Raw genomic sequence first — 19479 nt, forward strand, 5'->3', positions numbered from 1 at the left:
ATGCGGCACAATCTGCTATGTGACCCCAACCTCCACTCCAGCCGAGCACCGGACCGACTCGATCGACGGCACGCAGGCGAGCGCCGCACTGGTGAACGCGGTCCCGCTGGCCCAGGCCGCGGCCGCGGAGGCCGCTGAGGGCGAGGAGGTCGGCGGGCACGTCGGCACCGCGGTCGAGGACCCGTCGGCCGTCACCCACTTCTTCGAGGCCGCGCACCCCGGCTACACCGGCTGGCGCTGGGCGGTCACCGTCTCCCAGGCAGGCGGCGAGGAACCGGTCACGGTCAGCGAGGTCGTGCTGCTGCCCGGCCCGCAGGCCCTGGTCGCCCCGGACTGGGTGCCGTGGAACCAGCGGGTCAAGGCCGGTGACCTCGGCGTCGGCGACCTGCTGCCCACCTCCCCCGACGACCACCGACTGGTCCCCGGCTACCTGCAGAGCGACGACCCCGCGGTCGAGGAGGTCACCCGAGAGGTGGGCCTCGGCCGGATGCGGGTGCTGTCCTGGGAGGGCCGGGCGGAGGCCGCGGCCCGCTGGACCGGCGGCGACTTCGGACCGGGCAGCGACATGGCCCGCAGCGCGCCGGGCTCCTGCGCCGGCTGCGGGTTCTTCCTGCCGCTGGCCGGGTCGCTGCGCGCGGCGTTCGGGGTGTGCGGGAACGAGTACTCGCCAGCCGACGGCCGGGTGGTGCACGCGGAGTACGGCTGCGGCGCGCACTCCGAGGCCGAGGTGGACACCTCGCCGCTGGTGCCGGTGGCCGAGGTGATCTACGACGACGCGATGCTGGACATCGAGCAGCGGCCCAGCTCCGCCGGGACCGCGCCCAGCCCCGCCGGAAGCGCGCCTGAGCACGCCGCGGAGACCGCGACCGAGGCCGCGCCGGAGACTGCCGTGGAAGCCGCGCCCGAGGCTGCGCCGGAGCCCGCCGCCGAGGCCGCCCCGGAAGCCGCCCCCGCGGAGCCCGCGGCTGAGCCCGTCGAAGCCGAGGCGATCCTGCCGGAGTCCCCCGCCGCGAACGAAGCCCAGGAGTGAGCGAGACCTTCCGCGCCGACGAGCTGCGCCAGGCGACCCTGGCGGCCTGGGCGTCCTCGCCGACCCGGTTCCGCGAGGACGCCAACGCCGAGGACGACCTGCGCTACGGCGGTTACCGCGACCGCCTCTTCGTCGAGCTCGCCCAGAACGCCGCCGACGCGGCGGGCGCGGGCGGCATCCTGCGGGTCACCCTGGCCGGTGACGAGCTCCGGGTGGCCAACACCGGCGCTCCGCTGGACGCCGAGGGCGTGGCCGCGCTGGCCTCGCTGCGGGCCTCGGCCAAGCGCTCCGGCGGGGTCGGGCAGTTCGGCGTCGGGTTCGCCGCGGTGCTGGCGGTCAGCACCGAGCCGAGTGTGCGCTCGGCCGCCGGGGGTGTGCGGTTCTCCGCCGCGGACACCCTGGCCGAGGTGCGGGCCATCCCGGAGCTGGCCGCCGAGCTGGCCGAGCGGGAGAACACCGTGCCGGTGCTGCGGCTGCCCTGGGCGGTCGAGCCCGAGCCGCTGCCGCCCGGCTTCGACACCGAGGTGCGCCTGCCACTGCTGTCCGATGTGGACGGTCGGTCGCTGCTGGACCAGCTGGCCGGACAGGCCGAGGACCTGCTGCTCGCGCTGCCCGGGCTGAGCCGGATCGAGGTCGAGGACCAGGTCTGGACCAGGGTGGACCACCCGGACGGCGTGGCCGAGCTGAGCACGCCTGCCGGGCCGTCCCGCTGGGCGCTGCACCGGGAGTCCGGGCAGCTCGGCGAGGAGGTGCTGGCCGGTCTTGGGGTGGAGGCGCGGCGGCGCACCGGGTGGTCGGTGTGCTGGGCGGTGCGGCTGGACGAGTCCGGCACGCCCTGTCCAGCCGGGTCCGACGTGCTCTACGCGCCCACGCCCACCGACGAGCGGCTTTCCTTACCGGCCAGGCTGTTCGCCGGACTGCCGATCGAGCCCTCCCGCCGTCGGCTGGCGCCGAGCCCGGCCGCGGACGCGGTGCTGCGCGCGGCCGCCGACTGCTACCCGCAGCTGCTGCTGGCGCTGCCGCCGGCCAGCCGGACCGCGCTGGTGCCGCTGCCGGAGTTCCCGCTCTCCGAGGTCGACGAGAAGCTGCGCGAGCTGGTGCTCACCGCGCTGACCAACGCCGAATGGCTGCTCGCCGCCGACAAGGTGGTGCTCTCCCCGCGCCAGGCCTGCCTGCTGGACGTGGCCGCGCCGGAGCTGGTCGAGCTGCTCGGGCCGTCCCTGGGCGGCCTGCTGCCAGCTGAGCTGGCCGGGGCCGAGCACCTGCGCGCGCTGCAAGCCGTTGGCGTGCGCCGGATCCGGCTGCCCGAGGTGGTCGCCACCGTGGCGGGTGTGGACCGCGCGCCGGAGTGGTGGCACCGGCTCTACACCGCGCTGGCCCCGGTGGCTGAGGTCGACTCCACCGCCCGCGAGGAGCTGGGCGCGCTGCCGGTGCCGCTGGTCGACGGGCGCACCGTCACCGGCCCGCGCGGGGTGCTGCTGCCCGAGGTGGCCGACGACATCCTCACCGCTATGTCCACTGTGGACATCGGTCTGCGGGTGGTGCACCCCGCGGCCAAGCACCGGCTGCTGGAACGCCTCGGCGCCAAGTCGGTCGGCGCGGCCGAGCTGCTGGAGGAGCTGCGCCCCGCGGTGGAGCGCAGCGTGGAGGACCTGGAAGCCGGACTGGACACCGCCGCGCTCACCGACGTGGTGCTGCGCCTGGTCGAGCTGGCCGGACTGCGCCGGGGCGAGGCCCCGTGGCTGGCCGCGCTGGCCCTGCCGGACGAGCACGGCGACCCGCGCCGGGCCGACGAGCTGCTGCTGCCGGCCTCGCCGCTGCGCGCGGTGCTGGCCGAGGACAGCCCGCTGGGCGTGCTCGCCGCCGACGTGGCCGAGCGCTGGGCGCCCGGCCTGCTCACCGCGATCGGCGTGCTGGACTCCTTCCCGATCATCGTGGACGAGTCACCGGCCGGACCCGACCACGACCTGCCGGACGAGCAGGAGTGGTGGGACGAGGTGGCCGCCGCCCACCCGGCAGGCGAAGGCCCCCGGCAGATCATCGCGGTCGGCGACCTGGACCTGGTCGCGGAACAGGCCTGGCCGGTCGCGCTGCGCCTGATCGCCGCGGATCCCCTTGCCTGGCAGGCACTTCGGCTGCGGGACGGGCACACCGCCTGGTGGCTGTCCCGGTTCGCGCTGATCGGCGGCCGCCCGCCGAGGGACTGGCGCCGGGCCGACGTGGACGAGCTCAACGGCCTGTACGAGGTCGTCCCGGCCGAGGGCCTCAGCGACGAGCTCCTCGCCCTGCTCGGTGTCCGCGATTCGGTCGAAGTGTCCGATGTGGACGATGCCATCGACGTGCTGGCCCGGCTGGCCGATCCGGACCGGCTGGTGCGCGAGGGCGTGGTGCTGCGCGCGCACGAGGCGCTCGCGGACGCGGTGAGCGAGGGCAGGGTGGACCCGGCCGAGGTGGAGCCGCCCGCCGCGGTCCGCTCGCTGGCCGGCACCGTGGTGGCCACCGAGCGCGCGCTGGTGCTGGACGGCCCGTGGTGGCTGGCCGTGCTGGACCCGGCCGAGGTGGTCGCGGGCGGGGACGCCCCCGCGCTGGCCGACCTGCTCGACCTGCCCACCTCCGACGGCGACGAGGTGGTCAGCGCGGGCCGGGTGCAGCCGTGGGCGGAGCTGGACGGCGTGGTCGAGACCTGCGACCTGCTCGGCCTGGACTACCCCGACGGCGACCTGCACGTGCACCAGGAGCTGGTGGTGCTGGTGGACGAGACCCGGCACACCGTGCCCTGGTGGCTGGACCCCGACGGCGAGCTGCACACCACCGAGGACCCGCAGGGCCTGGCCCGCGCCCTGGCCTGGACCCTGGACCGCTGGGACGACCGGCACCTGCTGGCCGCCCTGCTCGCCGACCCGACCGCGCCGACGCTGCTGCGCTAGACCCCGGTCTGCGCGGAGCGGGACCCGCGCCTGGCGGCCGCGCGCTGCCAGGCGATCACGGCCAGCCCGACGAAGCCGAGCAGCCCGCCGACCAGGCAGGTCCAGGTCCACACCGACCCGGTGCCGCGCAGGACCAGCAGCACTGCGAACGCGGCGAAGAACACCCCGGTGCCGACCGACACCGCGGGCACCGCGTCCACCAGGCCGCGGGGCAGGGCGGGCGGGGGCGGGGGTGTTTGCCTGTTCGTAACCGGGCTCGGTTCGCTTCTCTCGGCCACGTCAGGCAGGCTACCTGCCGAAACGACGGCCAGTGGCAGCAGGGAGGAACCGCGGTGGCCAAGACAGGGGTCCCGTCCGGTCTCGACCGGTTCTTCAAGATCTCCGAGCGGGGTTCTTCGGTCAGCAGGGAGGTCCGCGGCGGGCTGGTCACCTTCGTGACCATGGCCTACATCGTGGTGCTCAACCCGCTGATCCTGGGCAGCTTCTCCGCGGCGGACGCCGGGGCGAAGAAGGACGTGCTCGGCGCGATCCTGCCGGTGCCGCAGGTGGCCGCGGTGACCGCGCTGGTCGCCGGGGCGATGACCATCCTGTTCGGACTGATCGCGAACTACCCGTTCGCCATCGCCACCGGGCTCGGCATCAACAGCCTGGTCGCGGTCACCATCGCCCCGCAGGTCACCTGGCCGGAGGCGATGGGCCTGATCGTGGTCAACGGCCTGGTGGTGCTGCTGCTGGTGGTCACCGGGTTCCGCACCGCGGTGTTCAACTCGGTGCCCGCCCCGCTGAAGGCGGCCATCGCGGTCGGCATCGGCCTGTTCATCTGCCTGATCGGCCTGGTGGACGCCGGGTTCGTCCGCCGCATCCCGGACGCCGCGGGCACCACCGTGCCGGTCAGCCTGGGCATCGGCGGCTCGATCGCCTCCTGGCCGACGCTGGTGTTCGTGGTCGGCCTGGTGGGCACCGCGATCCTGGTGGCGCGTAAGGTCCGCGGCGCGATCCTGATCGGCGTGCTGGGCAGCACCGTGCTGGCCATCGCGATCGAGGCCCTGGTCAACGCGGGCCCGTCCAAGGGCAGCAACCCGCGCGGCTGGAACCTCGGCTACCCGGCCCTGCCGGAGAGCGTGTTCAGCCTGCCGGACCTGTCGCTGGTCGGCGAGGTCTCCTTCGGCGCCTGGACCCGGCTGCCCGCGCTGGCCGCCGCGATGCTGGTGTTCACCCTGGTGCTGACCGACTTCTTCGACACCATCGGCACCATGACCGGGCTTGGCAAGGAAGCCGGGCTGGTGGACAAGGACGGGCAGCTGCCCAACACGAGCAAGGCGCTGTTCGTGGACGGGGTGGCCGCGGTCGCCGGTGGCGTCGCCTCCAGCTCCTCCAACACCGTCTACGTCGAGTCCGCGGCCGGTATCGCCGAGGGCGCCCGCACCGGACTGGCCAACGTGGTCACCGGCCTGCTGTTCCTGGCCGCGATGTTCTTCACCCCGCTGTACCAGGTGATCCCGGTGGAGGCGGCCGCGCCGGCGCTGGTGATCGTCGGCGCGCTGATGATGACCCAGGTCGTGGACATCGACTTCACCGACTTCACCGTGGCCCTGCCGGCCTTCCTGACCATCGTGGTGATGCCGTTCACCTACTCCATCGCCAACGGGATCGGCGCGGGCTTCGTCAGCTACGTGGCGCTGAAGGCGGCCACCGGCAAGGCCCGCGAGATCCACCCGCTGATGTGGGTGGTCGCGGTGGCCTTCCTGCTCTACTTCGGCATCGGTCCGCTGCGCGCGCTTTTCCTCTAGAAGCAGGCCGCCAGTCGCGGCTGCCGAACGGCTTCCGCCGCGCGCACGGCTCCGGCCGCCGAACGGGCGGAGCAGGACGACCCGGTTGACACCCACTGTGGCCAGGGCCACCCTTGGTTGATCAATTCTGGGGTGGCAGCGACATCATGGCGAGCAGACTTCGGCGCACGTTCGAACGGACCGGCCTGTACACGGCAGCCTGCCTGTCCATCGCGGTCGCCGTGGCGGACCTGGCGGGCTGGCTGGACCTGATCGCGCCGGGCGGGACCATCCAGAAGATCACCCTGCTGGTGCTGGGTTCGATGGCTCTGGTGGTGACGCTGGAGGTCGACGGCTTCGCCAAGCTCGACGAGATCGACGCCAAGGTGGACGCGGTGCGGCGGGCCGTCGCGCAGGGCTTCGAGCAGGGGCTGGTCGCGGTGCACCCGAACCTGGCCAACGAGGACTACATCCGCTACGTCGGGCAGGCGCGGCAGGTGACCATCCTGAACACCTGGATCCCCAACCTGCAACGGCTGAAGGGGTCGCTGGGCGAGGCGCTGGACCGGCGCGCGGAGGTCCGCATCCTGTTGCTGTACCCGAACTCGATGGTGGCCTCGCTGCGGGACGACGCGCTGCGCGCCCGGGGGAGGTCCAACCCCGAGTGGAACGTCAGGAGCGGGGTGCGGCACAACCTCGGCGTCCTCAAGGAGCTGGTGACCGAGAAACGCCGCCGGGCCGGCCACCTGAAGGTGAAGGTGTACAACTCGCTGCCCTCGGCCGCGGTGTACAAGGCGGACACGCACTACTACGTCAGCGTGTTCCTGCACGGCCAGCTCGCGATCGAGTCACCGCAGCTGGAGATCCAGGGCTGCGGCAGCCTGCTCGGGCGGCAGTTCCAGCAGGAGCTGGACACGCTGTGGGAGATCGGCGTGGAGATCGATCCGCTGGACTGGGAACGCGATCTCGAACGGAAACGACTGTGACTGGGGCGACGATGACGCATGAACTGGACGAGTTCGAGGACGGCTTGATCGCGCGGTTCCGCGCGCACCCGGTGCTGGCGAACGTGGCGGGGCTGCCCGAAAGCCGGTTCCACGAGGTGCTGTTGCAGCGGCGGTTCCTGTCGCTGGCCTTCACCCCGGCCTACGACCTCGCGATCGACCTGCTGACCGACGAGCGCAGCGTGCGGATCGCCAGGGTGATCCTGCGCGAGGAGTACCCGGGCGAGGACGGGCGCAGCCTGTCCCACCGGGAGGAGATGAAGGAGGACATCCTCCGGCTCGGGGTGCCGCGCGCCGACCTGGTCGCCAGCAGGCCGACCCGGGCGACCCTGGCGGCGATCACCGCGACCTTCGAGCTGATCAGCGAGGCAGGCGCGCGCGAGCACTCGGACGCCGGTCTGCTGACGGTGCTGCGGTTCTGGGGCGAGGTGCTGGTCGCGGTCGAGTACGAGCAGCTGTGGCAGCGGATCGGGCCGGTGCTGGGCGAGGGGTCGACGTTCTACCTGCCGCACAAGGTGCACGACGCCAAGGTCCGCCCGCTCGCGGACTGCTCGCCGCTGGCCTCGACCCACTCCGACCAGCTCGGCGTCCAGCTGTGGCAGGCGCTCGGCTCGGCGGCGGAACAGGCCTGCTTCAAGCGCACCGAAGAGGCCATCGTGCGGATCAAGACCGCCTTCTACGACCAGTTCACGGCGAACTAGCGGTCGTGCCCTGGTGGTCAGCCCACCGACCACAGCTGGTTCGCGCCGCGGTGCGGCTGGTAGACCACGACGTCCGCGCCGTTGGCCGGGTTGAAGTTGCCCACATCCGCGGCGAGCCCGTTGTCCGCCGCGCGCAGCACCCGCAGCGCGGGGTGGTAGGTCCAGCGCTGCCCGTCGCCGCCGCAGGGCTGCACGGTCACCAGGTGCGGGGCGGGCGGGTTGTCCGGGCCGTGGTCCAGGCAGCCGCCGCTGCGCACCTCGACCCGGCCGTCCGCGCGCTGGGTGAAGCGCTGGGCGTTGGTGCCGTTGCAGTCCCACAGTTGGACCTTGGTGCCCGGCGCGGACGAGCCGCCCGCGACGTCCAGGCAGCGGCCGCCGGGCAGGTCGGTGTGCAGCATCGAGTCGGCCAGGCGCGGGCCGCCTGCCGGGGTCCAGGTCTGGTTCGGGCTGCCCCTGGGGTGCCACAGGCCCAGTTCCGCGCCGCTGTCCTGGCGGTTGCCGAAGACGTCCAGCACCAGGTTGTTCGGCGCGGTGAGGACGCGTTTCGCGGTGTCGTACTCGAAGACCTGGCCGTCGCCGCCGCAGACCTGGATGGTGACCACCCGGCCGGCGGCGGGGGTGTTGTCGCCGTAGTCGAGGCAGCCGCCGCTGTCCAGCGTGATCCGGCCGTCGGCGCGCAGGGTGGCCCGCTGCGCGTTGGTGCCGTTGCAGTCCCAGAGCTGCACCTTGGTGCCGGGGACCGAGCGGGCGCCGTCGGCGTCGATGCAGCGCTCGCCCGGCTGGTCGGTGGTGACCGCCTGCGCGGTGAAGGTGACCCGGCGGGCCGGTGGCGGGTCGAAGCGCACCGGTACTGACACGCTCGGCGTGCCGGCGGCGGTGAGCAGGAACAGCATGTGGTACCCGGGCAGCACGGCGGCCGAGCTGGCCGGCGCGCGCACCGTCAGCTGACCGTCCACAGTGGACTCAATGGCGAGCTCGACGTGCCGCTGGGTGGTGTTCACCGCGTGCGTGGCCGCGCTGGGGGAGACCAGCACCGCGCGGGCGGGCGGGGCCTCGCCGCCGTGGTGCACCTTGAAGGACTGGCCGTACTGGAGCACCTCGGGCGCATGCGTGATGCTCGGCCGGGGGCCGCGGAAGAGGTTGGCCGGCTGGTAGACCTCGATCGAGCCCAGCAGGTTGTCGTTCTTGTTGGTGTCCCTGGTCATCTGCTGGAACTCGTCCCCGGTGACCAGCACCCGGCCGTCGGCCAGCAGCACCGCGTTGGAGTGGTAGCCGCGCAGCATCGCCGAGGACGGGCCCAGCTTCCAGGCGCGGGTGGCCGGGTCGTACAGCTCGACCTGGCGGTAGCGCTGGTCGCCGTCGGCCACCTTGTGCCCGGCGCCGTAGTCGCGCAGCTGGTCGCCGGTCTCGCCGTTGACCGAGAGCACCCCGCCGTCGGGCAGCAGCACCAGGTTGTCGTTGTTGCGGCTGAACGCGCGGGCGCTGTCCGGCTGCCACTTCCCGGAGGCCGAGTCCAGCCGCAGCGCCTTCGGATCACCGGTGCTGCCGCTGGTCAGCAGCGCCTGGGTGGGGCCCTGTGCGCCGCCGGGCAGCGGCACCGCGGGGCCGTAGCGGCGGATCAGGCCGTCCGGCCGGTCCGGTAGCCGCCGCACCGACCAGGAGCTGGTGTCCAGCCGCTGCTGCTGGTCCGCGCCGCGGCCGAGCAGGTAGGTGGAGCCGTCGGCCAGGGTGAGCGCCTGCGGGTAGTCCCAGGTGAACACCTGCACCGGCGCGGTCTCACTCGGCAGGTTGGTCGCGTTCCGTTGCGCGACACCGGGAATCGGGGTGTTCCGGGCCGGGAAGATCTCGGTCCTGGCGGTCAGCCAGCCGTTGTCGTCCTCGCCGGAGACGGTGCCCACCCGGCCGTCCGGGGTGAGGAAGGAGGTCGGGTACCAGCGGCCGACGGACATGTCCTGCTGCCGGTGCCAGGTCTCGGTCCACGGGTCGAAGGTGAACACCAGCCTGGCCCCGGAGAGCTGCCCGTCCTTGGCCAGGTTGCCGCCGAAGACGGCCAGGTTCCCGTTGGGCAGGAAGGCCATCCCGGTGCAGAACAGCGGCGCGGGCCTGGCCTGGCCTGACCCGTCCGGCAGGTCCACCACCGGCGGCGGCACGGACTTCCACGCGCTCGCGCCGGTGCCGGCCTTCGGGTCCCACAGGTGGGCGCGGCCGCGGTTGCGCGCGCCCACGGTGTAGGTCGGGCTGGTCTCCTCCTGCGGGTTCTTGGTGACCTCGTCGAAGCTGAAGGAGAGCACCTTGCCGGTGGGCAGCACCGCCACGTGCACCCCGTAGTCCGGTGAGGGCTGGACCGCGCCGCTGGTCTCGAACCGGCCGACCTCGTGCGCGGGACCCGGTGGCGGCGGGGTCTCCCCGGGCGAGTCGAACCTGGCGTGCGGATCGGCCTTGCGGCCCTCGCGCAGCGCGCGCTTCCTGGCCTCCAGGTGCTCGCGCGCGTGCCGCTCGCCGAGGACCTTGCGCTCCTGCTCGTACAGGTGCTCCGGCGTCTCCCGGTCCGGGCTGGCGCCCGGCGGCAGCGTGTGCCCGTGGGTGGCGTGCTGGTGCGGCGGGGCGGCCACGGCCGTCCCCGCGAGTAGTAGGGACAGCAGAACTCCAGGCAGCACTGCGCGCACGCCGACCACGCCTTCCGTCACGGTGATGACTGGGCGTGGTCCTTCCCCGGCAGGCAGCCCTGTTTCCATTGACGGCGCAAGCGACTGCCCTGGATAGCGCCGAATGGCGGTATCCGGCTGGGTGGCATGGGACAAAAAGCGCAGTCGGGGCGAAAGTCGTTTGGTATGCTAAGGATGTGCCGGAGTTCGAGACAGAGCCCACCCTCGCCAGCCGGTTGCGGCTGTCCGTCGTGCGGCTCAACCGCAGGCTCCGCGCGCAGCGCACCGACTCCACCGTCACGCTGACCCAGCTGTCCGCGCTGTCCTGCCTGTTCAAGTGCGGACCGCTGACCCCGGGTGAGCTGGCGGGCAAGGAAGGCGTGCAGCCGCCCTCGATGACGAGGGTGATCGCCGCGCTGGAAGACCACGGCTTCGCCACCCGCCGTCCGCATCCCACGGACGGCAGGCAGGCGATCGTGGAGATCAGCGAGCAGGGGCGGGCGTTCATCCGGGCCGATGTGCGGGCCAGGGAACGCTGGCTGGACAAGCAGTTGGCCGAGCTCGACGACTCGGACCGGGCAGTGCTGGCCCGGGCCGCCGAGATCATAGACAGGATGGCGGGGCAGTAACGGGTGACCACCTACGCGGAACGTGAGCCGGAACAGCGTCCGATCGACGACTCAACCCATCCGCGTAGCAGTCCAGCCCCGGTCAAGCGCCCAGGCATGTTCGCCTCGCTGCGCGCCCGCAACTACCGCTACTTCATCGCGGGCCAGATCGTCTCGCTGATCGGCGTGTGGATGCAGCGGGTCGCTCAGGACTGGTTGGTCCTGGACCTCTCGCACGGCAACGCGGTCGCGCTCGGCATCGCGATGGCCCTGCAGTTCGCGCCCACCCTGGTGTTCTCGCTGTGGGCCGGTGTGCTGGCCGACCGGATGGACAAGCGCAAGCTGCTGATCGGCCTGCAGACCGCGATGGGCCTGTGCGCGCTGGTGCTCGGCCTGCTGGCGGTCACCGGCGCCGCGCAGCTCTGGCACGTCTACGCGCTCTGCCTGGCGCTGGGCTGCTTCACCGCGGTGGAGACGCCGGTGCGGCAGTCCTTCGTGGTGGAGATGGTCGGCAAGGACCAGGTGACCAACGCGGTCGCGCTGAACTCGATGAACTTCAACATGGCCCGGATCACCGGACCGGCCATCGCCGGCGTGCTGATCACGCTGATCGGCACCGGCTGGGTGTTCCTGCTCAACGCGGCCACCTTCGGCGCGGTGATCCTCGGCCTGGCCCTGATGAACCCGGCCCAGCTGCACCGCAACCCGCCGGTGCCCAGGGCCAAGGGCCAGCTGCGCGAGGGCCTGCGCTACGTCCGCGGCCGCAAGGACCTGGTCGTGGTGATGGTGCTGGTGTTCTTCGTCAGCACCTTCGGCCTGAACTTCAGCAGCACGCTGGCGGTGGTGGCGCGCAACGTCTTCGGCCGCGACGCCGACGGCTACGGCCTGCTCTCCACCCTGCTGGCCGCGGGCACCTTCCTCGGCGCGCTGCTGGCCGCCCGGCGCAGCACCAAGGGCAAGCCCAGGCTGCGGGTGATGATCGGCGGCGCGGCGGTGTTCGGGGTGCTGGAGATCGTGCTCGGCCTGATGCCCACCTTCACCGCGCTGGGCCTGGTGCTGATCCCCACCGGCATCGCCGTGATGACGTTCACAACCACGGCCAACTCCACCGTCCAGCTGGCCGTCCGGCCGGACATGCGCGGCCGGGTGATGGGCCTGTACATGCTGGTCTTCCTGGGCGGCACCCCGCTGGGCAGCCCGGTGATGGGGTGGATCGCGCAGGAGTACGGCGGGCAGATGCCGCTGCTGGTGGGCGGGGTGGTCTCGCTGCTGGCCGCAATCGTCTGCGGAGCCGTTCTCGCAGGTCGCGGCGGCATCCGCTGGCCGGTCGGCCGCTGGTCACTCTTTCGGGCCAGACGGCGTGGGTTGACCGAGGAGTGAAGTAAGGCTAACCTAAGTCTTGTCCGCTTCGTGGTGGGAGCGGCAGTCAGTTCGGGAACAGAGTGAGGCCCCGGCTCCGCGAGGAGTCCGGGGCCTCACTCTTTCTCGGCGACGTCAACTTGTCGGAGCATCCACCGCCGAAGCCTGGGTGCCGCGCTCAGGGGAGCAGCAGGCCGTTCTTGCCCGCGCGGGCGTCCTCGAAGCGCTTGCCGACCTCGGTCCAGTCGACGATGTTCCACAGCGCGTTGATGTAGTCGGCCTTCACGTTGCGGTACTGCAGGTAGTAGGCGTGCTCCCACACGTCGAAGACGACCAGGGGGGTGGTGGCGATGGAGAGGTTGGAGTGGTGGTCCTTGAGCTGCTGGGTGATCAGCCGCTGACCGATCGGGTCCCAGGCCAGCACGCCCCAGCCGGAGCCCTGGATGGTGGTGGAGACCGCGTTGAGCTGGGCACGCAGCTTGTCGAAGGAGCCGAACTCCTCATCGATCGCGGCGGCCAGTTCGCCGGTGGGCTTGTCGCCGCCGTGGGGGGAGAGGATCTTCCACCAGACCACGTGCATGGCGTGCCCGGCCAGGTTGAAGGCCAGGGTGTGCTCCAGGCCAACGATCGAGCCGAAGTCGCCCTTGTCGCGGGCTTCGGCGATCTTGTCCAGGGTGTCGTTGGTGCCCTTGACGTAGGCCGCGTGGTGCTTGGAGTGGTGCAGCTCGTTGATCTCCCCGCTGATCGCGGGCTCCAGTGCGGAGTAGTCGTAGTCCAGATCGGGCAGGACGTAGGCGCCCATCGAGAGCCTCCCCATGTGGCAGTCGTTCATGAGAGTGCTGTGCAACTACAACCTACTTGCAACAAGCTCTGGTCACGAGTTGGGGTAGAGGGTTTGACCTGGCTGGTCCTGCCGGGCCAGCATCAGCACCAGTAGGAACAGCAACACGCCTTGACGCAGGGGAAGCCGGTCGAAATCCGGCGCTGACCCGCAACGGTGGGCCGCGACACGCGGCGAGCCCGAGTACCTGCCGCAAGGTGCGACCACCGATCTCCGTCGAGGCTTGCGGAAGGTGTCCATGAAGAACTCGTTGCTCGCCGCTGTGTGCGCGCTCACGCTGCTCATCCCGGCCTGTGGGAGCCCGTCGGCCGCGCCGAGCGCCCCCGCCGCGCAGGAGATCGGCAACTGCGGCCGGACGCAGAAGTTCGACGGCCCGCCCAAGCGCATCCTCAGCCTGAACCAGCACGCCACCGAGATCCTGGTCGCGCTCGGTGTGACCGACCGGATCGTCGGCACCGCCTTCCCGGACACCCCGGACGTGCCAGCCGAGATCGCCGCGGACTACGCCAAGGTCAAGACCGTCTCGGAGAAGTACCCGAGCGCGGAACAGCTGCTGGGCACCGAACCGGACCTGGTGGTCGGCGGCTACGCCAGCGCCTTCGCCGAGAAGGACGGCCGCGGCCGGGAAGCCTTGGAGGCCAAGGGCATCCGCACCTTCCTGCTGTCGGAGAACTGCCCGGACGCGACCGCGGCGATCAGCACCTACACCGAGGACCTGACCGCGCTGGGCCGGGCGCTGGGCGTGCCCGACCGGGCGGCCAAGCTGGTCGAGCAGACCACCAAGGCGGTCGAGGAGGTCACCGCCAAGGTCGCCGCCGCGAACCGGCCCGCGGTGCCGGTGTTCTTCTACGACAGCGGCGAGCAGGCCCCGTTCACCGTGGGCGGCCGCGGCCTGGGCAACGAGCTGGCCAAGCGCGCGGGCGGGCGCAACATCTTCGCCGACGTGGCCAAGGTCTTCGGCGACGCCAGCTGGGAGCAGGTCGCCGAGCGCGCGCCCGAGGTGATCGTGCTGGTGGACTACCTCGGCGACAACGGCGGCGTGGACGCCAAACGCCGCTTCCTGGAAGGACATCCGCTGGCCTCGGGCACCCCGGCGATGCGGAACAAGCGGCTGGTCACGCTGACCCTGCCGGACCTGATCGAAGGCATCCGGCTGCCCGCCGCGCTGCGCACCCTGGCCGCCGGCGTGCACCCGGACCTCTTCCGGTGACCCGGATCCCCCTCGGCCTGACCCTGCTGCTCGCGGTACTGGCGCTGCTCGGCGCCGCCAGCCTGGCCCTGTCCTTCGGGTCGGTGGCGGTGCCGGTCGGCCAGGTGTGGCGGATCCTGCTGCACTGGGTCGCGCCGGGGCTGGTGGAGGCCGACTGGTCGCCGGTGCGGGCCTCGATCATCCGCGAGTCCCGACTGCCCAGGGTGGTGCTGGCGGTGCTGGTCGGGGCCGCGCTGGCGCTGGCCGGGGCGGTGGCGCAGATCGTCACCCGCAACCCGCTGGCCGACCCCTACCTGCTGGGCGTCAACTCCGGGGCCGGGTTCTTCGTGGCCGTGGTGCTGGTGCTGGGCATCGGCGCGGGCGCGCTGGGCGCGGCCACCGTGCCGATCGCGGCCTTCCTGGGCGCGCTGCTGGCACTGCTGCTGGTGCTCGCGGTGGCCGGGCGGTTCGGCTCGGTGACCGCGCTGGTGCTCGGCGGGCTCGGCGTGGCGCAGATCTTCGGCGCGGGCATCCTGCTGGTGATCTTCCTGGCGGCCAAGGGCGATCAGGCCAAGCAGGTGCTGTTCTGGCTCAGCGGCGGGCTCGGCGACGCGCGCTGGCACACCATGGCGGTGCCCGGCGCGGTGCTGCTGCTGGCGCTGGGCGCTGGCCTGGCCGTCGGCCGCTGGCTCAACCTGCTCTCCGCGGGCGATGACGGGGCGGCGGCGCTGGGCGTGGACCCGAAGCGGGTGCGGCTGCTGGCCCTGGTCGGGGTCGCGCTGCTGGCCGGGACCTCGGTCACGGTGGCCGGTGGCATCGCCTTCGTCGGCCTGATCATCCCGCAGGCGGCCGCGTTCCTGGTCGGCGCGGACGCCAGGCGGCTGCTGCCGGTGTCCGCGGTGCTGGGCGGGCTCTTCCTGGTCTGCGCGGACCTGCTGGCCAGGATCGTCATCGCCCCGCTGGAGGTGCCGGTCGGCGCGGTCACCTCCTCGGTCGGCGGCGCGGTGTTCCTGGTGATGCTGTACCGGCGGCGGGGGAGGGCGACGTGAGCGTGCGCACCGAGGACGTGCGGGTGGCGCTCGGCGGCCGGTTCGTGGTGGACGGGGTGAGCCTCTCGCTGGCGCCCGGCGAGGTGCTGGGACTGGTGGGCCCCAACGGTTCCGGCAAGACCTCGCTGCTGCGCACGCTCTACCGCGCGCTGACCCCGGCCGGCGGCGCGGTGCTGGTGGACCAGCGGCCGGTCGCCGAGCTCGGGCGGCGCGAGCTGGCCAGGACGCTGGCCGCGACCACCCAGGAGCCCGAGCACGCGGCCGCGCTGACCGTGGCCGAGGTGGTCGGCCAGGGCCGCACCTGCCACCGCGGCTGGCTGGAGTCGCTGCGCGCGCAGGACCACGCCGCGGTGGCCGAGGCGATCGCGCTGGCCGACCTGGAAGCCTTGCGGGACCGGGATGTGCGCACCCTCTCCGGCGGTGAGCGGCAGCGGGTCTCCATCGCCCGCGCGCTGGCCCAGCAGCCGCGGATCCTGGTGCTGGACGAGCCGACCAACCACCTCGACCTGCGCCACCAGCTCGCCGTGCTGGAGCTGTTGCGGGCCCGCGCGGCCGAGGGCCTGTCCGTGCTGCTCACCCTGCACGACCTGCGGCTCGCGGTGGAGCACTGCGACCGGCTGGTGGTGCTGGACAACGGCCGGGTGGTCACCGCGGGGCCGCCGGTGGAGGTGCTCACCGCCGAGCTGCTGGCCGGGGTGTTCGGCGTGCGCGGTCAGCTGCGCGCGCTGCCCGACGGACGATCCACTGTGGACATCCAGGGAACGATATGAGCTGCCTAGGCCAGTTCCTTGGCGAACTGGCGGATCAGGCGCAGCGAGTCCGCGGTGCTCAGCGCGTGTTCCACGGCCTGGTTGAACGCCGAGTCGAACTCGCGCAGCCGCACCGGGTGGTCGATCAGCGAGGTCGAGGTGACCGTCTCCTGCCACAGCAGCGTGGGCAGCCGCCGGCTCGGGAAGTCGAGCAGGTGGAAGGCGCCGCCGCCGAGGGCGTGGAAGGCCGCCGCGGTGAACGGCACCAACCGGATGTCCACAGTGGACGGTCGCTGTTCGACCACGGCGGCCAGGTGCCGCAGCTGCGCGGCCAGCACCGCGCGGCCGCCGACCTGCTGGTGCAGCACGGCCTCGGTGACCACCGCGGTGAGCCGCACCGGCTCCGGCCCGTCCAGCCGGTGCTGCCGGATCAGCCTGGCCTCCAGCACCCGCTCCACGTCGGCCATCCGGATGTTCGGCCCAGCGCCGCGGATCACCGCGCGGGCGTAGTCCTCGGTCTGCAGCAGGGCCGGTACCAGGCCGCCGTCGTAGGAGCGGATCGCGGCCGCGCCGTGCTCGTAGCCGAAGAAGCGCAGGGTGTCGTCGGTGAACAGCCCGGAGTAGCCCTGCCACCAGCTGCGCTGCTCGGCCGCGGCGCGCAGCTCGATCAGCCCGGCGTAGGACTCCTCGCTGAGCCGGTAGGCCTTGGCCAGCGCCTTCAGCCGGACGTCGGTGATCTTCAGCTTCCCGCCCTCGACCCCGGAGACGTAGGGCTGGGTGAGCTTGGCGGCCTTGGCCGCGGCGACCGCGGTCAGGCCGGTCAGCTCCCGGTGCTCGCGCAGCCGGAGGCCGAGCTCCCAGTTGGCGACGGTGGGTGAAGTGGGCACGAACACGACTCCAGATGACGGTGCTGATATCAGTCGAGAAGTCTCGCACATGCCAGCCGGCCACGAAGGAGTGATGGCCGCCGCCTGCCCGGAGATCAGGGTCCGCTGCGACCCGGCCCCGCCGGATGCGCTGTCCTGCGCCGAGGTCGCGGCCGATCCGGCGGTGGCGTTGCGGCTGGTAGAGGCCGAGATGACGGCCACCGCGCACCGGGTGCACGCGGCGGCCGCGCGCACCGCGCTGTCGGTCTACGCGATCAAGATCGGCCAGGCCACCGTGCTGCCCTGGGCGCTGGGCCTGGGCTGGTGGCACCCGGACCGGGTGCGGCTGGGCGGGGACGGCGGCCACGGCTGGCACACCCTGCACCTGCCGGGCGAACCGGTGCCGGTGGAGCTGGACGAGCTGATCGGGACGATCTTCGACGGGCACCTGTTCCGGGTGGCCGGGCACCTGCGGGTGGTCCGCGGCTGCGCGGCACCGGCGATGCGCGGGCAGATCGGCTTCGGGATCGGCACCGCCCTCGCCCGCGCGGCTCGGGGCGGTGCCGACTCAGCCCGGCTTTCCCTTGCGTACCAACGGTTGTGCTCAGTCGTGCCGTGGCTGGCCCCGACCGGCCGACTGCTCACCGGCGCGAAGGGCCTGACCTACCTGCGCAACCACTGCTGCCTGTTCTGGACCGCCCCGGGGGAGGACGCCTGCCGGAGCTGTCCCAGGCGGACCGATGCGGACCGGCTCAGCTGAACTGGACCGGGATGAACACGTCGAAGCTGCGGTCGCCGGCCTGCCAGTGGTCCCGGCGGGTGATGATCGCGCAGGTCTCCACGGTGCAGTCCAGGCCACCGGCGTTCTGCTTGAGGAAGACCTTCGCGGTGAACGAGCCGTCCGCCGCGATCGGGTAGGTGTTGCCGCCCATCGGGGTGTTGGTCACCCACGCGGACGGGCCGACCCCGGTGCCGCCCTGCCCGTCCCCGCCCTGGCAGGGGCCGGGCTTGACGCCGTAGCTGAGGTCCGCCGGGACCTTGCACAGCGCCACGTAGTAGCCCTTGTCGGTGTGGTAGCCGGTGCCCGTCACGGTGATCTCCTGGCCGTTGACCGCGATCGCGGTGGCCTCGGAGGCGGTGATGGTGCGGCCGTTGCGGCTGGCCGAGTCCGGAGCCGCCATGGCGGTGCCGGTCATCGCCAGCACACCGGCGAGCGCGCCGAAGGAGACGAGCGCGGCCTTCACCTTGTTCTTCATGCTGATTCCCTCTTCTTGGTTCGGTGGTGGAACAGCAGCAGGGCGGTGCCGGCCGTCAGGAGGGCCAGCCCGGTCAGCAACGGGAAGATCGGTTCCGCGCCGGTCTTGGCCAGCCTGGGGGTGGGCGGCTGGACCTGGGCCGGTGGCGGGGCGACGACCGGGGTGGTGGAGGTCGTCGTCGTGCTGGGAGTGGTGGAGGTCGGTGGCGGAGTGGTGGTGGTGCTGGTCGGGGTGGTCGTGGCCGGACCGCCGGGCACGGTGAGCACCGCGGCCGCGGTCGGCGTGCTGCCGGTGGCGTTGCCGAACACGGCCCGGTAGTGCCTGCCGGACAACCGGGTCTCCGCGAGCACGGTCAGCGTGTCGCCGGTTTCGGCTAACTCGGCCCAGCTGCGGCCGCCGTCGATGCTCTCCTGCCAGCGCACCGAGGTCGCGCCCCGGGCGCTGGCCTGGAACCGCGCGGGCTTGCCCGGCTCGGCCTCGGTGCTGACCGGTTCGCTGAGCAGCACCGGCGCGGCGAACCGGGCGAAGACCTGGAGGTTGTTGCCGTCGGCCACGTACACCGCGCCGGTGGCCGGGTTCACCCCGATCATCCCGGGCGCGGCCACCTCCAGGGTGCCGATCACCTTGCGCGCCACCGGGTTCAGCACCGCGACCTGGCCGAGCTCGGCCTGCCCGGTGTAGAGGAACCCGGTGGCCGGGTCGACCGCGGCCCGGCCCGCGCCCGCCCCGGCGGCGAAGGGTTCGCCGAGCACCTGGTTGGTCCTGGTGTCCACGGTGGTGACCGTGCCGTTGCCCTGGTTCACCGCGTACAACCGGTGCAGCACCGGGTCAACGGCCAGCCCGCGCGGGTTCGCGCCCACCGGAATGGTGGCGATCACCTTGCGCGCCTTGGTGTCCAGCACCGAGACGGTGTTGTCGTCCAGGTTGGACACATAGGCGCGGTCGCCGTGCACCACCACCTGGTCCGGTCCGGAGCCCACCGGGATCGAGGCGATCACCTTGCGCTGCAACGGATCCAGCACCGACACCACGGCCGCGCCACCTTCGGCCACGAACACCTGGCCGGAGCCCTCGTCCACACCGACGCCGTTGGGACCCGCGCCGACCGGGATGGTCGCGGTGACCTGCCGGGTGGCCGCGTCGATGACCGACACCGAGGGCTTCTTGTCGATCACGCCCCGGTTGACCGCGAACACGGTGCCGGTGCGGGTGTTCGCGGCCAGCTGCGCGGGCAGGTTGCCCAGCTTGACCGGGGTGCCGACGACCTGGTGCCCGCCGTCCAGCGCGGCGGCGGTGCCGTTGCGGGTGCTGGTGAACCAGGTCTCGCCGCCGAGCGCGACGAAGGAGTTCACGCCCGGCACGGCGAGCGTGGCCGCTTTCTCGTGCCGCACGGGCTCGGCGGCCTGCGCGGACGGCGCGGCCGCCAGCAGCGCGCCCGCGGTCAGCAGCAGCACCGGAAGTCGGTGGAACATGACGCTCTCCCAGG

17 protein-coding genes and 1 riboswitch are annotated in these 19479 nt (G+C 72.5%); of the genes, 11 read left to right on the plus strand and 6 right to left on the minus strand.

What is annotated here, in order from left to right; genetic code table 11:
- Nucleotides 1-19: 19 nt before the first annotated feature.
- The gene (locus N8J89_RS02705) at nucleotides 20-1030 is read left to right on the plus strand and encodes a DUF3027 domain-containing protein (protein WP_502868410.1); all 1011 of its coding nucleotides are present in this window, start codon (nucleotides 20-22) and stop codon (nucleotides 1028-1030) included.
- Nucleotides 1027-3957, plus strand: a complete 2931-nt coding sequence (locus N8J89_RS02710; RefSeq protein WP_283662775.1) for a sacsin N-terminal ATP-binding-like domain-containing protein — start codon at nucleotides 1027-1029, stop codon at nucleotides 3955-3957. Before N8J89_RS02705 ends, N8J89_RS02710 begins: the two co-directional genes overlap by 4 nt.
- Here the strand turns inward: N8J89_RS02710 and N8J89_RS02715 are convergent.
- Nucleotides 3954-4235, minus strand: a complete 282-nt coding sequence (locus N8J89_RS02715) for a DUF2530 domain-containing protein (RefSeq protein WP_283662776.1) — start codon at nucleotides 4233-4235, stop codon at nucleotides 3954-3956. The two genes, N8J89_RS02710 and N8J89_RS02715, sit on opposite strands and share 4 nt — an antisense overlap.
- Before the next feature lie 54 nt (nucleotides 4236-4289).
- Between N8J89_RS02715 and N8J89_RS02720 the strand changes: the two genes are divergently transcribed.
- The 3 genes from N8J89_RS02720 (at nucleotide 4290) to N8J89_RS02730 (ending at nucleotide 7431) form a co-directional block, all read left to right on the plus strand.
- Nucleotides 4290-5747: an NCS2 family permease gene (locus N8J89_RS02720; protein ID WP_283662777.1), complete on the plus strand. Its 1458-nt coding sequence runs from the start codon at nucleotides 4290-4292 to the stop codon at nucleotides 5745-5747.
- Between the two features lie 146 nt (nucleotides 5748-5893).
- Nucleotides 5894-6712, plus strand: a complete 819-nt coding sequence (locus N8J89_RS02725; RefSeq protein WP_283662778.1) for a hypothetical protein — start codon at nucleotides 5894-5896, stop codon at nucleotides 6710-6712.
- An 11-nt stretch (nucleotides 6713-6723) separates the two neighbouring features.
- On the plus strand, nucleotides 6724-7431 hold the full coding sequence (locus N8J89_RS02730) for a hypothetical protein (protein ID WP_283662779.1): 708 nt from the start codon (nucleotides 6724-6726) through the stop codon (nucleotides 7429-7431).
- A gap of 17 nt (nucleotides 7432-7448) precedes the next feature.
- Here N8J89_RS02730 and N8J89_RS02735 read toward each other — a convergent pair whose 3' ends face one another.
- Nucleotides 7449-10118 carry a ricin-type beta-trefoil lectin domain protein gene (locus N8J89_RS02735; protein ID WP_283662780.1) on the minus strand — a complete coding sequence of 890 codons (2670 nt, stop codon included), beginning with the start codon at nucleotides 10116-10118 and terminating at the stop codon, nucleotides 7449-7451.
- Between the two features lie 155 nt (nucleotides 10119-10273).
- On the opposite strand from N8J89_RS02735, the gene N8J89_RS02740 reads away from it, so the two are divergent.
- The gene (locus N8J89_RS02740) at nucleotides 10274-10705 is read left to right on the plus strand and encodes a MarR family winged helix-turn-helix transcriptional regulator (protein ID WP_252482369.1); all 432 of its coding nucleotides are present in this window, start codon (nucleotides 10274-10276) and stop codon (nucleotides 10703-10705) included.
- Nucleotides 10706-10708: 3 nt separating this feature from the next.
- Complete coding sequence (locus N8J89_RS02745; RefSeq protein ID WP_502868411.1) at nucleotides 10709-12064, plus strand: MFS transporter; 1356 nt, start codon at nucleotides 10709-10711, stop codon at nucleotides 12062-12064.
- Nucleotides 12065-12221: 157 nt separating this feature from the next.
- Here N8J89_RS02745 and N8J89_RS02750 read toward each other — a convergent pair whose 3' ends face one another.
- Nucleotides 12222-12845 carry a superoxide dismutase gene (locus tag N8J89_RS02750; RefSeq protein WP_283662781.1) on the minus strand — a complete coding sequence of 208 codons (624 nt, stop codon included), beginning with the start codon at nucleotides 12843-12845 and terminating at the stop codon, nucleotides 12222-12224.
- A gap of 85 nt (nucleotides 12846-12930) precedes the next feature.
- Nucleotides 12931-13093, plus strand: a riboswitch (cobalamin riboswitch).
- A 29-nt stretch (nucleotides 13094-13122) separates the two neighbouring features.
- Here N8J89_RS02750 and N8J89_RS02755 point away from each other — a divergent pair.
- Genes N8J89_RS02755 through N8J89_RS02765 form a run of 3 tightly spaced genes read left to right on the plus strand, consistent with a single transcriptional unit; the run spans nucleotide 13123 to nucleotide 15892 of the window.
- The gene (locus N8J89_RS02755; RefSeq protein ID WP_283662782.1) at nucleotides 13123-14094 is read left to right on the plus strand and encodes an ABC transporter substrate-binding protein; all 972 of its coding nucleotides are present in this window, start codon (nucleotides 13123-13125) and stop codon (nucleotides 14092-14094) included.
- Nucleotides 14091-15122, plus strand: coding sequence for a FecCD family ABC transporter permease (locus N8J89_RS02760; protein WP_283662783.1), 1032 nt, complete (start codon nucleotides 14091-14093; stop codon nucleotides 15120-15122). The genes N8J89_RS02755 and N8J89_RS02760 overlap by 4 nt, the downstream gene beginning before the upstream one ends.
- Nucleotides 15119-15892 carry an ABC transporter ATP-binding protein gene (locus N8J89_RS02765; RefSeq protein ID WP_283662784.1) on the plus strand — a complete coding sequence of 258 codons (774 nt, stop codon included), beginning with the start codon at nucleotides 15119-15121 and terminating at the stop codon, nucleotides 15890-15892. Before N8J89_RS02760 ends, N8J89_RS02765 begins: the two co-directional genes overlap by 4 nt.
- Before the next feature lie 5 nt (nucleotides 15893-15897).
- On the opposite strand, the gene N8J89_RS02770 is transcribed toward N8J89_RS02765, so the two are convergent.
- Nucleotides 15898-16758 carry a helix-turn-helix domain-containing protein gene (locus N8J89_RS02770; protein WP_283662785.1) on the minus strand — a complete coding sequence of 287 codons (861 nt, stop codon included), beginning with the start codon at nucleotides 16756-16758 and terminating at the stop codon, nucleotides 15898-15900.
- A gap of 49 nt (nucleotides 16759-16807) precedes the next feature.
- Here N8J89_RS02770 and N8J89_RS02775 point away from each other — a divergent pair, with 49 nt between their 5' ends.
- On the plus strand, nucleotides 16808-17497 hold the full coding sequence (locus N8J89_RS02775) for a (2Fe-2S)-binding protein (RefSeq protein ID WP_283662786.1): 690 nt from the start codon (nucleotides 16808-16810) through the stop codon (nucleotides 17495-17497).
- Here N8J89_RS02775 and N8J89_RS02780 read toward each other — a convergent pair.
- Both N8J89_RS02780 and N8J89_RS02785 read right to left on the minus strand, forming a co-directional pair.
- Nucleotides 17490-17993, minus strand: a complete 504-nt coding sequence (locus N8J89_RS02780) for a neocarzinostatin apoprotein domain-containing protein (RefSeq protein WP_283662787.1) — start codon at nucleotides 17991-17993, stop codon at nucleotides 17490-17492. The genes N8J89_RS02775 and N8J89_RS02780 overlap by 8 nt on opposite strands.
- Entirely contained in the window at nucleotides 17990-19465 is a 1476-nt protein-coding gene (locus tag N8J89_RS02785) for a YncE family protein (RefSeq protein ID WP_283662788.1), read from the minus strand. Before N8J89_RS02785 ends, N8J89_RS02780 begins: the two co-directional genes overlap by 4 nt.
- Between the last annotated feature and the right edge of the window lie 14 nt (nucleotides 19466-19479).

This window comes from Crossiella sp. CA-258035, from assembly GCF_030064675.1.
Taxonomy (GTDB): Bacteria; Actinomycetota; Actinomycetes; order Mycobacteriales; family Pseudonocardiaceae; genus Crossiella.

Coding starts and splice junctions, on each gene's coding strand:
- N8J89_RS02775 (WP_283662786.1), top strand. CDS start 16,808: ATGCCAGCCGGCCACGAAGGAGTGATGGCCGCCGCCTGCCCGGAGATC.
- N8J89_RS02785 (WP_283662788.1), bottom strand. CDS start 19,465: ATGTTCCACCGACTTCCGGTGCTGCTGCTGACCGCGGGCGCGCTGCTG.
- N8J89_RS02725 (WP_283662778.1), top strand. CDS start 5,894: ATGGCGAGCAGACTTCGGCGCACGTTCGAACGGACCGGCCTGTACACG.
- N8J89_RS02780 (WP_283662787.1), bottom strand. CDS start 17,993: ATGAAGAACAAGGTGAAGGCCGCGCTCGTCTCCTTCGGCGCGCTCGCC.
- N8J89_RS02755 (WP_283662782.1), top strand. CDS start 13,123: ATGAAGAACTCGTTGCTCGCCGCTGTGTGCGCGCTCACGCTGCTCATC.
- N8J89_RS02730 (WP_283662779.1), top strand. CDS start 6,724: ATGACGCATGAACTGGACGAGTTCGAGGACGGCTTGATCGCGCGGTTC.
- N8J89_RS02750 (WP_283662781.1), bottom strand. CDS start 12,845: ATGGGCGCCTACGTCCTGCCCGATCTGGACTACGACTACTCCGCACTG.